Origin of the sequence: Providencia alcalifaciens DSM 30120, assembly GCF_000173415.1 — a bacterium.
Lineage (GTDB): Bacteria > Pseudomonadota > Gammaproteobacteria > Enterobacterales > Enterobacteriaceae > Providencia > Providencia alcalifaciens.
The window spans coordinates 64,588-77,571 of the sequence record NZ_ABXW01000047.1 but is presented as its reverse complement, the minus strand read 5'-3'; the positions used below and the strand labels follow the sequence as shown (position 1 = coordinate 77,571).

Sequence of the window (12,984 nt, the reverse complement as noted above, 5' to 3'; positions counted from 1 at the left end):
GAGAGATGAGTCTCGGATATTCTCTGTAATCGTTATTTTTAGTGCTCGTTGTTAAAAAACACCTAACAACCTGTTAAATAACACTAATTTTATTATTTCTTAAAAAGCAAGATAAAAAAGTTAGTGATAAATAACCGTTTGCTCAAAGTTTGTCCTTTCATATCTCGTAAAAAATGCGTAATATACGCGCCCTTGCAGTCACAGTATGGCCCCCATTTAGTTATGCGAATCGGACAATATCAGTTGAGAAACTGTCTTATTGCTGCCCCCATGGCAGGCATCACAGATAAGCCGTTTAGGTCTCTGTGTTATGCAATGGGTGCTGGAATGACAGTATCGGAGATGCTTTCTTCCAACCCACAAGTTTGGAAGACAGATAAATCGAGACTCAGGATGGTTCACCGCGATGAACTCGGGGTGCGTTCTGTTCAAATAGCTGGCAATGATCCCGATGAAATGGCCGCAGCAGCTCAAATTAACGTTGAGAGCGGCGCTCAAATCATTGATATCAATATGGGCTGTCCAGCTAAGAAAGTGAATCGTAAGCTTGCAGGCTCAGCCTTGCTACGTTATCCGGAGATTGTGAAATCAATCCTAGAAACCGTTGTAAACGCTGTGGATGTGCCAGTCACACTAAAAATCCGCACAGGCTGGTCACCTGAAGAGCGTAACTGCATAGAGATTGCCCAATTGGCCGAAGATTGTGGTATTCAAGCCTTGACCATTCATGGCAGAACCAGAGCCTGTCTGTTCAACGGCGAAGCTGAGTATGACAACATTCGGGCAGTTAAGCAGACTGTTTCCATTCCGGTTATTGCCAATGGCGACATTACTGACCCGCTAAAAGCCAGGGCTGTTTTAGACTACACAGGGGCGGATGCCTTGATGGTAGGCAGAGCAGCTCAGGGAAGACCTTGGATCTTTCGGGAAATCCAACATTATCTGGACACAGGTGAGATATTGCCACCGATGCCAATGGCAGAAGTGAAAAGCATTATGCTAGGGCATGTACGGGAACTGCACGACTTTTATGGTCAAGGCAAGGGAGCCCGTATAGCGCGCAAACATGTTTCTTGGTATTTACAAGAGCATGCACCTGATGACCAGTTTCGGCGCTCCTTCAACGCCATTGAGGATGCCAGCGAACAGCTGGAGGTGTTGGAAGCATTTTTTGAAAATTTTTGCGTAAATAAAAGATAAGAGCTGACAGAACTATGTTCGAACAACGCGTAAATTCTGACGTACTAACCGTTGCAACTGTAAATTCACAAGATCAAGTAACTCAAAAACCGTTACGTGACTCAGTTAAGCAAGCACTGAAGAACTATTTTGCTCAATTAAATAATCAAGATGTTAATGATTTATATGAGCTGGTATTGGCTGAGGTAGAACAGCCTTTGTTGGACATGGTTATGCAATATACCCGTGGAAATCAGACCCGTGCTGCCCTGATGATGGGTATCAACCGCGGAACTCTGCGTAAGAAACTGAAAAAATACGGCATGAACTAATCCTAGTCGGTTAATGCAGTGTTTTTAGAAGCCCTTTCTGATTTTAGAAAGGGCTTTTTTGTTTTCATCGATTTGCACATCTTGTTATACCTTTCAATAATCACGCCTCTTTTTAATACAATAATTATTGATTTAATAAATAAATCAACCTTGTTTTAATCTTGGATTTTATTTATGAGCATCATCACAGTTCATAGAATCCTATTTTTTATATCTTGCCATTTTTTATTTAGCTTTATAAATTCAAAATCCTTTTATTTCTCACCATTCGAAATTAACCATGAAAATTGAAAAGGATTTAAATGACAATGATTGATTTAAGAAGTGATACGCTAACGAGGTTAAATAAAGAAGATTTAAATAATATAAATTATAATTATATTAGTGATGATTGTTACAATGAAGATATTTACGTCAAAAAATTAGAGTCCTATATATCTGAATTGTTTAATAAAGAAAGTGCGCTCTTTATGCCATCGGGTACCATGTGTAATCAGATTGGTTTAAAAGTTTTATCCTCGCTCGGTAATGAAGTTATTACCGAAGTCGGCTACCACATCTGTTTTTTCGAATCATCACAAACCTCCGCACTGAGCGGATTAATCATTAATAATATTAAAACGCAAAATGGTATTTTGACCGAAGACGAGGTTATCCAAGCCATCAACAGTAAAGCTCGTTGGTCAAATCTTTATGCCACCCCACAAGTGATTGCGATAGAAAGTAGCATTAGCACTTACGGAGGAATGGTATTCCCCCTCTTAGAAATAAAAAAGCTCAAAAAGTTGTGTCTTGAGAAAGGCATGTCTCTATTTTTAGATGGCGCAAGGGTACTCAATACTTGTATTTCTCTAAAACTTTCCCCAGCAGAATACGTCAAAGAAATCGACCTGCTTAATATCTGTCTATCTAAAGGCATTGGCGCGCCATTTGGCTCGGTATTAGTGGGCAGTAAGCGCCATATAGAAAACGCTAAACGGTATCGAAAATGGTATGGCGGAGCGCTGCATCAATCAGGGCTACTTGCTGCCATTGCGTTAAATAAATTAGAGCATTATGAATCCCAGCTACGCACAGATCACCAAAATGCAGCACATCTTGCCTCCATTGCTTCAACGTATTTTCAACTCGCTTACCCTGTTGAAACCAATATTGTCATGATAAAAACGCCAGATGCCGAGCGTGTTGTCCAAGCATTAAAAAACGCGGGGATACTGGCTATCGCTTGGACAAGCGATATTGTGCGTTTTGTTACCAGCAGTAATATTACGGAAGCCATGATCAATCAACTTGACCCTCTATTTAAAAAATAAAAAATATTTAATATGATAAATAAAATCATGACGACTCGATTTTTATCGGGCATCTCTTTTTACAGTTTTCTACCTTTTTTTCTTTATACCTGATTAATGAAAAAAATCTCGAAGAGAGTGATGTCGCTATTATCATTCTTACATTTCTTTTTATTAGCCGTTCATTCTCTCTTTTCACTCATTTTATTATTGATTTCATTAATTATAAGAAAACACTTTTCTTCAGTTATTTGATTTCTTCATCATTTATTATTTCTATCTATTTCACCTCAAGCTTTTATATCCTTCTGTTATCCTCAGCCTTTATTGGTGCCGGCTTTTCTATTGCCAATGTGGGTACAAGTTTATTTATTGCAGAAAATAGTCATCATTCACAAAGAGTCAAGAATTTTTCAATATTGAATGTCATTGTTAATATTTCGTCAGCTGTAGGCGGTGCAGCAGGGGAATGGTTTTATCATGGTTCATATTCGAGCGTTATTTTTCTTCCTTCTGCCATTATGTGTGTCGCTGCGCTGTACTCATTAACCTTAACGGATAAAAAGCATACCTCGCCAATGCAAGATCAGCCAACGGAAGCCACCACCCGCTTTTTAGCATGGGGACTTTTCCTCTGTTATAGCTCAATTCCCTTCTTTATGTTGGGATTAGTCTTTCGCAATTTAGCTTACTTATTTGAGCTACATTACCAAGGTGCTCGAAACTATATCAGTGTTGCTTATTTGTTCGCTTTGAATGCATCTATGATCATTCTTCTGCAAATCAAAGTAACTCAATTCATTGATAAACAGAAAAAATCACACCAGGCTATCATCTACAAATGTAGCCTTATTTTGATTGCTATCTTGCTGTTATTTTTAAACTTCAATGCATTAGTCTCGCTCTATTTATTAATCATCCTATTTACCTTTAGCGAGTTGATTTGGAGCCCTTACAACAATAGCCTTGCAATAGAGAAGTGCCCATTTACCCGCAAGAAACTCTCATTGTCTATTTGCCTCTTTTTTTGGGGATTGGCTGAATCCCTTGGTGCCTATATTGGCATTATTGCGAACGATGTCCAGATACACATCTATATCCCTATTACCTTGTTTTTACTTCTTATTTCTTTATTCGCTGCTGAATACTCTATCTCTTTAAGGCGCTCAGATGAAAACCATCCTATTTCTCGAATGTAATATCTCTGGTACAGGTGTCAGAGCCATTAAGCTGGCTAAAGAACACGGTTATCACACCGTTTTATTAACCAAAGAACCCAATTATTATGCGCAATTAGCTGACAACCCAACACTCTATGTTAATGAAATTATAGAGCTTAATACCGATTCCATTGCAGCGATACTCAGTCATGCTCTCGAGTATAATCCGCAAGGTATCGTGGCTTTTGATGACTATCGGCTCGTCAACGCTGCCGCGGTATCTCACGCCCTCGGTTTACCCTCTCCAAATTTAATTGCCCTAACTATGTGTCGCTACAAGCACCTAACCAGACAATATTTGCACCAACAGAATGCCAATTGTCGTTACAATGTTTGCAATATCCATGACAAATTTGATCTTAACAATATGCCATACCCTGTTGTCATAAAACCCTGTGATGACAGTGGGAGTAGCCAAGTTACTGTGTGTTACTCTGAGAAAGAAGCTCGTGCTGCTGTCCATGCATTAACCGAGTTTAGAGTTAACCAACGCGGATATCTGCTCTCCCCACAATATCTTGTCGAAGAATTTATTGAAGGGGATGAATACAGCGCCGAAGCTTATTGGGATAGGCAATGCGATGAGTGGAAAATACTGGGTATCACAAAAAAATATACGACGTCTGGGCAATATGCCGTAGAAATCGGTCATGATTTTCCAGATGAATCCCTTGATATCGATGACGTCACGAAAACTATCATTGAGTGGCTCACTCAGGTAGGATTATCCCACACGGTCGCACATGTTGAATTTAAACTTAACCATGGCGAAATAAAGCTTATTGAAATTAATCCAAGAGTTGCCGGCGGGATGATTGATACTCTTTGCTATCAATCAACAGGGTTTGATTTAATTGAATGCTATCTTGCGTTACATGTAAAAGGTATGACCTATGTGCCCACATTAACGCTCAACAAACAGTATGCGTCTATTCGATTTTTAACCTCCGAAAAACAAGGAACTATCCTTGATTTCCATGCAAACTCTCACTTAGATCTACCATTACTGTTTAATTTTGTTCCTACTCCTGTACATGTCAATACACTAAAAGATAGCTATAGCCGGCTTGGTTACGTGATTACAACAGCGCCCACACAACACTTAGCCGCAGAAAAGGCAGAAAATTGGCTCAAGAATATAACCATGAGCTATCAATAAAAAAACCCAGTACAAACCTGTGTTTGTACTGGGCTAAATGGATTACCGTTGCTTGATAGTTTGCCGCTATTAGGCGGCAACAACCTTGGCGTCGGTGAATGCACTTCCATCGCTGGTTAGCTGGAACTTGCTCACCGATTCTTGTAACTCTTCGGTTTGATGCTCTAACGAACTTGCGGCTGTTGCCACTTGTTCCACCAAAGACGCATTTTGTTGCGTCACACTGTCCATTTGAGTAATCGCGACACCCACTTGTTCTATCCCCTTACTCTGCTCTTCAGATGCGGTGGTAATCTGCTTCATAATCGCAGTCACGTCATTGATCCCTTGCAGAATATTACTCATCGTTGAACCCATTTCATGAACCAAATGCGTTCCTTTTTCCACACACGAAGTCGATTCAGCAATGAGCTTTTCAATTTCCATTGCAGCATCAGCACTGTGACTTGCCAGCTTACGCACTTCAGCGGCAACCACCATAAACCCTCGTCCATGCACACCCGCTCTCGCTGCCTCAATAGAGGCATTCAATGCCAAAATATTCGTCTGGAAGCTAATGTCATTCATCATGCTGATAATGTCAGAAATTTTCTTGGCGCTCTGAGAAATCTCATCCATTGTGCTCACGACGGATTCAACAATTGCATCCCCTTGATTTGCGACTACAAACGCTTCTGCGGCTAGCTGGTTTGCTTGGTGAGTATTTTCCACATTCAATTGCACTGCTGCGGTAATTTGCTCCATACTCGCTGCGGTCTCCTCCAACGCTGCCGCTTGCTCTTCGGTACGAGAGGAAAGGTCGCTATTACCATTAGAGATCTCTGTCGCGCCGCGATAAATGCTTTCACTGCCATTACGAATGGTCAACACCGCTTCACGTAAGCTGTTTTGCATCTCTTCTAATAGCGGGAAAAGTTTACCGACACAGTTACGACCAAATGGCGCTATTGGTTGGCTTAAATCACCTTTCGCAATTTTATCGAAATATTGACGGATCATTTCCAGTGGGCGCTGCATCATGTGCAGCAGATAGCGGTCAGTAAAGATCAAAATCAACACGCCAAAAATCGTGGCAATAATGATCACGATCCGCGTCATGTCCATATGCTCATCAACGGCTTCTCGTGTGTGCTCAATCATCACATCCGCCGCTTGGTTAAATTGCGTAATAGCGGCACCAAATGTACGGCTTAGTGCAGGTGTGACATTATGGGCATGAGCCAGATACGCCGCTTTATCATCCCCCATTGAGACAGCAAGCTGGGGTTTAACCCCATCATCTAAGAGTGCTTGCCAGCTGTTAATCACTTGGTCTGAAATCGCTTTATCCATCGGTCCTGGTGAAATTGATTTCATCTCTTCAAGATAACGCTCCATATTCACTAGCGCCTCTTTAACCAGTGTATAGTCCCCTTCTTTCCCTTCATTTTTCGTTTCCATCACACGAGTTAAACGAGTCACAAAACGAAAATACTGGTCATTACCTTGGCTCAGAACCGTCATCTGCTTAACCAATTGTCGGTCAACCTGAATACCATCGGAAATACGAGATAAGGACCAGCCGCTATACAGACTTATTCCGCCTAGGTTTAGGCATAAAATGCCAAGTAGCACGAGCATCACAGCACGTATTGAATAATTTCGAAGTTTCTGCATGGAATTTCTCTTTTGATAAAATAAAATGATCTTTGTTTAATTTATCGGCGGTAAAAGAGAAAAATTTAATTATTTTCAATTGCTTTCCGACTTTTAGACATTACAAAAAACACAAAATTATCCGATTGAAAATTGGGTTACTACTTGATTTTAGAGACATAATGTTTGTTTTTTATCCATCGTAGTTCTACTTTTGTACAATTACCTTATCTTCCAGTTTGTGATTGAACTCGCATAGTCATCCTCGTTTTCTGTATGCCACATTCATCATCAGGTTCTGTAAATATACGCAAAAATCTGTTTTATCACTTGAGCTTCCCCCTACAGGAAGCTTTATGGTGCTGAGGTTCGATCAAGGACTCAAATAAGAAAAATAAAAACCTGCTTTTTAGTTCGCACCCTTATTTTATTTAAATAACAATGCTTTATTTTTGGAGTGATACTGATATGAAAAAATTGTTACTCACCGCGCTACTGGCGGCATCTTTCTCTTCTGTTGCCGCAACTCAAGTTGTCGATCTATACAAAGAAGAGAGCTGTGGCTGCTGTCATCTTTGGGGCGAAGCTGTCAAAGCTGCAGGTTACGATGTAAAAATCCACGATGTCTCCTATCAAGAAATAGATAAAATAAATCAAGAAGCTAACCTTCCCCTCTCTTTACGTAGCTGCCATACCGCTAAAATTAATGGCAAATTGGTCGTTGGGCATGTGCCGCTCGATAGCTTAGCCAAACTAAGTACCCTTCCTGATGATGTTGCAGGTATTGCGGTAGGTGGCATGCCAGCGGGCAGCTTAGGCATGGAACAGCCAAGTGGCTTTACACAACCATATTCGGTCGTTAGCTTTAAAAAAGATGGCAGCCAGTCGGTATTGAATCGTTATTAATTTCGCTAAGCCATAAAAAAGGTACAGCAAACCCTCGCTGTACCTTTGATACTGATGATGACATCTTAATTTGAAAAATTAACGGTATATCGGTAATACATTAAACTGTGCTAACAACTGACAAATAATACCCACAACACCAAAGGCTATAACAGCATAAATTAGCCCTTTGCCTCCCCATACTTTGAATTTCGCATTAGGGAAACGCTCTCTCACTTTTAATGCCATAACGGCTGGACAAATAATCGCCCAGATACACGCAGCCATTCCCGCATAAGCGATAGCAATTAAGAAACCATTTGGGAATAACATGCATAAAACTAGAGGTGGTATAAAGCATAATAGTGCCGCTTTCATTCTACCGGAGGAGTTATCCTTAAAGCTTAATGACGCAAGAATGTAGTCGAATAAACCAATAGCAACCCCTAAGAATGAACAAAATACCGCACTAATCGAGAACCATAATAAGAAAGTCGCAATATGTGGACTACTTAGCACCGCATACAGTGACTCAATAAATGCATCAAGGTTCCCCCCTTTATTAATAATGGTCAGAAACTCTGTTCGCGGTAAGTTCCCCATGGTGCCTAATATCCAAAGGAAATAGAGTATTAAGGCAAGCACACAACCAATTACACAACTTTTAACCACTTTGCGCTCATTTTCATGATACAGCTTATATAAGCTACATACATTACCGTGGTAGCCAAAAGAGGTGATAGCGTAAGGAATAATAATAAAGACAAATGGCAGTAATGATAGCTGACTATCCCCTACAGGCGATTTTAATAATAAATCAGTTTTTACAATTAAAAATAACCCTGAAAAAGCGAGAATAAATAAAATAATTTTGATAAATAAGAATAATGAAGTTAATCGACTTGCTGCAATTCCACTCCACCAAATACTTGCGCCTAATAGTATAGTGAAAACAACAAATATTAATCTTAAATTAATCTCAAACCCATATATTGCAGCAGCCTCTTTAATAACAGATCCGGCTGCGGAAATATAAGCATATATCAATATATATAAAACAAATATGAGTGCTGCGTTAGCAATATAACATGCCCATTTTGGTAATAATTCTTTAGATATATAAAAATAATTGGTGCCTGCTCCGTATTTGGATATGCATTCTAAAATATAGATCCCTGAATGAAACATAAAAAAAACAAACAATCAGTAATATTACAATCGAGTTAATAAACCAAGCTCCTGCCATAATAGTTGGCAAGCTAAACATACCTGCCCCTATCATAGCTCCGCCTAGCACAAAACCCCCTACCATTATGGAGGGTTCTTTCTTGGCTGCCGAATTGTTCATGTTGTTCACCTTAAAAATAAGGGATAAGGTTCCCGCATTGCACGGGAACCCGCAGAACTACTATTTATTATTTGATAGGTTTCAATCTTGCAGTAAAGTGTCTTAATACTGGCGGCTCATATTCGAAATCTAAACCTTTCAAGGTTGCGAATTTATCTTTTAAGCCAATCAGAGCATCTGCAATGTAATCCATATGGTCGTTGGTATAAACACGTCGTGCGATAGTTAAGCGCATGAACTCCATATCGGCGTGTTTTTGCTTACCTGTTTCTGGGTCACGACCCAATAGGAATGAACCAATTTCAACCGCACGGACACCAGACTCTAAATACAATGCGTTAATTACCGCTTGTGCTGGGAATTGGTCTCCAGGGATATGTGGAACCAATTTTTTACAGTCAACAAACACTGCATGTCCACCGGTAGGGTACTGAATTGGAATACCGCCTTCACGTAAACGGTCACCGAGGTATTTCACCTGACCAATACGATAATGCAAATAATCTTCCCCTGCACCTTCTTCTAAACCTTGTACCATCGCTGCCATATCACGACCCGCTAAACCACCGTAGGTCACGAAGCCTTCCATTGGTACACAGCGTTGTCTTGCCAACGTAAAGATTTTTTCATCATTTTTAATGCACACCAGACCACCGATATTTAACAGTGGGTCTTTTTTCGCTGACATAGTAAGCGCATCAGCATATTTGTACATATCTAGGATAATTTCTTTAATTGTGGCATTTTTATATTTCGGATCACGTTCTTTAATGAAATACGCGTTTTCACAGAAACGCGCAGAGTCCATCACAACAAAGATATTATGCTGTTTCGCGATTTCATAAACTTCTTTCAGGTTATCCATTGAAACTGGCTGACCACCCGCACTGTTACAGGTGATGGTTGAAACAATGGCAACCACGTTTTCGGCACCGTGTTTTGCAATATTATCTTTTAATTTTTGAATATCGAAATTACCTTTCCAATCATCATAAGTTTCAGAATCATAGGCTTTTTCGGTAACAATATTAATAGCTTTACAACCATTTAATTCAACGTGAGCCGCTGTTGTATCAAAGTGGAAGTTAGAAATAAATACCGGTTTTTTCGCACCGCCCTGTTCCTGTTTTACTTTCAGTAAAACAGGGAATAACATATTTTCAGCACCACGACCTTGGTGAGCAGGGATCACGTAGTCATAGTCAAACATTTCTTTAACTTTATCTTTTAAATCATAATAGTTACGAGATCCTGCATACGCTTCATCACCGGTGATCATCGCTGCCCATTGACGGTCACTCATGGCGTTAGTACCCGAGTCAGTCAACAGGTCAATATACACCGCACTACTTGGTAACAAGAATGGGTTATAACCCGCCTCTTTTAATGCTGCTTCACGCTCTTCTCTGGATGGAATACGGATGTTTTCTACCATTTTAATACGGAACGGTTCTACGATTCTTTTAGCCATGATAATACCTTTAATTTTTCATTAAATAATAAAAACAGAAATTCGAACTTATAAAAATAAGCGAATAGATCTTGGGAGAGAGAAAAAAGAAAGGTTATTTGTGCGGAAAAAAATAAGCTAAAGAAATATCAATATTGAACCATTTCTTCAGATAGAAGAAGCGCCTCGACATGAGTAACTCACTTAAAAGAAACATACTAGGACTCCCATCAGTAAGGAATTAGTACAACCTTGAGTATGGTATATAACAATTTTCAGATGAATTTAATAGCAATTGTCTGTTATTTGTATCTTCATCACAAAATGTGTTAAATAACCCCTCGCACTATGATTATGGTCACAATATTATTTAGATAAACAACTATTAAATAAACGTTAATAATTTGATTTTGTTTTATAATTAAATAATAAATAGTGATTTTAAAATTAATTTATTAACGTTAAAAAGTCATTTCACTGAGAATATATTTGAATTAAGTAAAGCCTTATACAAAGGCTTTACTTAATGATATCAATTTAATAATTTCTCTCTAAACATTATTTTTCAAATAGCTTGTGAGTATACTCTTTCGATACCGCACTGCGCTTTCCATCCGCGTCAAAGTAACGGTCGATATGGCACTTCTGCTCATTAATATCGCAGAAAATCCCATTGGCAAACGTCATGGCCGTTTTATCAAAATCGCCACCTTGCTCAATTACTTTCGCGCGTTTATCACCTAAATACTTCTTAGTCAGCTCCGTAGATACCCCATCTTTGGCGCTAAAGCAGACATACTTATCGCATAGTACGTTTTTTTCTGGGGATTTTAATGCTGAGGTCGATTTTGCTGACGACAACATCGGTAATGCCGCAATCGCAAACCCAACGAGACATACTGCTTTTAAATTCATACCACACCTTTTATTAATCGATAACATAACTGCAATGTAATATTAGAGCTTCATTTCACTGTTTAATTCCCCGTTTCTGCCCGTATTTCATATTTACTGCAAACCCTATCCATTTACTGCATCAATTTAACCTTTTATTAACACTTTCAATTGTCATTTTTTGCAGAAAAGATGAGTGTATGGGTGGCAATTTAAATAATAACAACACCTGCAACTCTGCATTCGACAAAATTAAGCACCCAATAAGAGAGTGAAGCATGACAACAGAGACCGTCGCCATTAAATCTTTTGGCTCCACTAAAACCACCTCAAAAGTGTTATTGATCTGCTGGATGAGTATTTTATTTGAAGGTTATGATGTCGGCGTGATGGGCGCCGTTCTACCGACGCTCGCAGAATACAAACAATGGAATCTTACCCCGTTAGAGCTTGGTGCTCTCAGTAGCTACGCCTTAGTCGGTATGTTTTTTGGAGCATTTATTATCGGAACACTGAGTGAACTCTATGGTCGTCGTCGCATGCTTTTGGCCTGTGTTACCTTGTTTTCACTGACAATGCTCGCTGCGGCTCTTGCACCTACGCCTTGGATATTTGGGCTTATGCGCTTTATTGGTGGTATTGGCTTAGGAGGGGTGATCCCTGTCGCCGCAGCATTGACTATCGAATATTCTCCCGCTGAAAAACGCTCATTTAACTACGGGATTATGTATTCTGGCTACTCGCTTGGGATCCTCTGCGCAGCACTGGTAGCAATGTGGCTACTGGAACAATTTGGTTGGCGCAGTGTTATTGGCTTTGGCGCTTTACCACTCTTGCTCGTTTGGCCCATGGCTCGCCTACTACCTGAATCCTTAGAATTCCTCACCCATAAAGGTCGTCATGCTGAAGCACAATCACTAGCACAAACATTAGATGTTGAATATCAAGCACCGCCCGCACAACAAAAACAGCAGCCTCAACGCTTAAAAGAGATAGTCTCCGTGGTTTTTGCGTGGACTCATTTGCGCGCAACAGCCTGTTTTTGGGTAGCGTTGTTCTGCGGCATGTTGCTGGTATATGGCTTAAATACATGGCTACCTTCCATCATGCGTAAGGAAGGTTATAACTTAGGCTCCAGCTTAACCTTTTTAGTCGTATTTAGCTTAGCGTCAGCATTAGGCGGGTTATTCTTAGGAAAAATCGCCGATAAGCGTGGCGTTCGAGGGTCTGTTGCCTTTTTCTTCCTATTAGGGGCAATCGGAATTGGCTGCATGGTTTTCAAACAAAATATTTATATTAACTACCTACTTGTGGCATTTGCAGGGGTTGGTAGTATTTCCGCAGCGTTGATTTTGACGGGTTACATTGCCAATTACTATCCATCAAAAGCGCGCGCATCCGCCACTGGATGGGCATTAAGTTTTTCACGCATTGGTGCCATGACCGGTCCGATGTTCGGCGCGTATATCGCGAGCTTAGGAATTGCCACCAGTTGGAACTTTATTGCGTTTTCTATCGTCGCCGTGATTGCCGCCACCGCAGTGATTTTACTTCCCAAAAAACGACCATAGCCTGCCTATCATCAATAGG

12 protein-coding genes are annotated in these 12,984 nt (G+C 40.1%); 7 read left to right on the top strand and 5 right to left on the bottom strand.

The features are described 5' to 3' along the window. Positions 1 to 222 precede the first annotated feature (222 nt). The 5 genes from dusB to PROVALCAL_RS09720 all read left to right on the top strand — a co-directional run bounded on the left by dusB (position 223) and on the right by PROVALCAL_RS09720 (position 5,182). Positions 223 to 1,200 carry a tRNA dihydrouridine synthase DusB gene (gene dusB / locus PROVALCAL_RS09740; RefSeq protein WP_006659064.1) on the top strand — a complete coding sequence of 326 codons (978 nt, stop codon included), beginning with the start codon at positions 223 to 225 and terminating at the stop codon, positions 1,198 to 1,200. A gap of 14 nt (positions 1,201 to 1,214) precedes the next feature. Next, positions 1,215 to 1,511 carry a DNA-binding transcriptional regulator Fis gene (gene fis, locus PROVALCAL_RS09735; RefSeq protein ID WP_004258438.1) on the top strand — a complete coding sequence of 99 codons (297 nt, stop codon included), beginning with the start codon at positions 1,215 to 1,217 and terminating at the stop codon, positions 1,509 to 1,511. 302 nt (positions 1,512 to 1,813) lie between these two features. After that, the gene (locus tag PROVALCAL_RS09730; RefSeq protein WP_006659062.1) at positions 1,814 to 2,824 is read left to right on the top strand and encodes a threonine aldolase family protein; all 1,011 of its coding nucleotides are present in this window, start codon (positions 1,814 to 1,816) and stop codon (positions 2,822 to 2,824) included. A 38-nt stretch (positions 2,825 to 2,862) separates the two neighbouring features. Beyond that, positions 2,863 to 4,002, top strand: a complete 1,140-nt coding sequence (locus tag PROVALCAL_RS09725; RefSeq protein WP_311135484.1) for an MFS transporter — start codon at positions 2,863 to 2,865, stop codon at positions 4,000 to 4,002. Further along, a complete protein-coding gene (locus PROVALCAL_RS09720; RefSeq protein WP_006659059.1) occupies positions 3,974 to 5,182 on the top strand; it encodes an ATP-grasp domain-containing protein in 1,209 nt (402 codons plus the stop codon). Before PROVALCAL_RS09725 ends, PROVALCAL_RS09720 begins: the two co-directional genes overlap by 29 nt. Before the next feature lie 69 nt (positions 5,183 to 5,251). On the opposite strand, the gene PROVALCAL_RS09715 is transcribed toward PROVALCAL_RS09720, so the two are convergent. After that, positions 5,252 to 6,838 (bottom strand): methyl-accepting chemotaxis protein, encoded by a 1,587-nt coding sequence (locus PROVALCAL_RS09715; RefSeq protein ID WP_006659058.1) that lies wholly within the window; start codon positions 6,836 to 6,838, stop codon positions 5,252 to 5,254. A 447-nt stretch (positions 6,839 to 7,285) separates the two neighbouring features. On the opposite strand from PROVALCAL_RS09715, the gene PROVALCAL_RS09710 reads away from it, so the two are divergent. Further along, complete coding sequence (locus PROVALCAL_RS09710) at positions 7,286 to 7,723, top strand: DUF411 domain-containing protein (RefSeq protein WP_006662889.1); 438 nt, start codon at positions 7,286 to 7,288, stop codon at positions 7,721 to 7,723. 78 nt (positions 7,724 to 7,801) lie between these two features. Here PROVALCAL_RS09710 and PROVALCAL_RS09705 read toward each other — a convergent pair whose 3' ends face one another. The 4 genes from PROVALCAL_RS09705 to PROVALCAL_RS09695 all read right to left on the bottom strand — a co-directional run bounded on the left by PROVALCAL_RS09705 (position 7,802) and on the right by PROVALCAL_RS09695 (position 11,415). Continuing rightward, a complete protein-coding gene (locus PROVALCAL_RS09705; protein ID WP_006659056.1) occupies positions 7,802 to 8,890 on the bottom strand; it encodes an aromatic amino acid transporter in 1,089 nt (362 codons plus the stop codon). Next, the gene (locus PROVALCAL_RS20215) at positions 8,814 to 8,984 is read right to left on the bottom strand and encodes an aromatic amino acid transport family protein (RefSeq protein WP_311135483.1); all 171 of its coding nucleotides are present in this window, start codon (positions 8,982 to 8,984) and stop codon (positions 8,814 to 8,816) included. Before PROVALCAL_RS20215 ends, PROVALCAL_RS09705 begins: the two co-directional genes overlap by 77 nt. A gap of 133 nt (positions 8,985 to 9,117) precedes the next feature. Beyond that, positions 9,118 to 10,521 (bottom strand): tryptophanase, encoded by a 1,404-nt coding sequence (locus tag PROVALCAL_RS09700; protein ID WP_006659054.1) that lies wholly within the window; start codon positions 10,519 to 10,521, stop codon positions 9,118 to 9,120. A 537-nt stretch (positions 10,522 to 11,058) separates the two neighbouring features. Continuing rightward, on the bottom strand, positions 11,059 to 11,415 hold the full coding sequence (locus PROVALCAL_RS09695) for a YcgJ family protein (protein ID WP_006659053.1): 357 nt from the start codon (positions 11,413 to 11,415) through the stop codon (positions 11,059 to 11,061). Between the two features lie 257 nt (positions 11,416 to 11,672). Here PROVALCAL_RS09695 and PROVALCAL_RS09690 point away from each other — a divergent pair, with 257 nt between their 5' ends. Then, complete coding sequence (locus PROVALCAL_RS09690) at positions 11,673 to 12,965, top strand: MFS transporter (protein WP_006659052.1); 1,293 nt, start codon at positions 11,673 to 11,675, stop codon at positions 12,963 to 12,965. The last annotated feature ends 19 nt before the right edge of the window (positions 12,966 to 12,984 follow it).

Excerpts from the sequence above, each read along its gene's own strand:
- PROVALCAL_RS09700 (WP_006659054.1), bottom strand. The coding sequence starts at position 10,521 with ATGGCTAAAAGAATCGTAGAACCGTTCCGTATTAAAATGGTAGAAAAC.
- dusB (WP_006659064.1), top strand. The coding sequence starts at position 223 with ATGCGAATCGGACAATATCAGTTGAGAAACTGTCTTATTGCTGCCCCC.
- PROVALCAL_RS09730 (WP_006659062.1), top strand. The coding sequence starts at position 1,814 with ATGACAATGATTGATTTAAGAAGTGATACGCTAACGAGGTTAAATAAA.
- PROVALCAL_RS09715 (WP_006659058.1), bottom strand. The coding sequence starts at position 6,838 with ATGCAGAAACTTCGAAATTATTCAATACGTGCTGTGATGCTCGTGCTA.
- PROVALCAL_RS09705 (WP_006659056.1), bottom strand. The coding sequence starts at position 8,890 with ATGTTTCATTCAGGGATCTATATTTTAGAATGCATATCCAAATACGGA.
- PROVALCAL_RS09710 (WP_006662889.1), top strand. The coding sequence starts at position 7,286 with ATGAAAAAATTGTTACTCACCGCGCTACTGGCGGCATCTTTCTCTTCT.
- PROVALCAL_RS09695 (WP_006659053.1), bottom strand. The coding sequence starts at position 11,415 with ATGAATTTAAAAGCAGTATGTCTCGTTGGGTTTGCGATTGCGGCATTA.
- PROVALCAL_RS09690 (WP_006659052.1), top strand. The coding sequence starts at position 11,673 with ATGACAACAGAGACCGTCGCCATTAAATCTTTTGGCTCCACTAAAACC.
- fis (WP_004258438.1), top strand. The coding sequence starts at position 1,215 with ATGTTCGAACAACGCGTAAATTCTGACGTACTAACCGTTGCAACTGTA.
- PROVALCAL_RS09720 (WP_006659059.1), top strand. The coding sequence starts at position 3,974 with ATGAAAACCATCCTATTTCTCGAATGTAATATCTCTGGTACAGGTGTC.
- PROVALCAL_RS20215 (WP_311135483.1), bottom strand. The coding sequence starts at position 8,984 with ATGATAGGGGCAGGTATGTTTAGCTTGCCAACTATTATGGCAGGAGCT.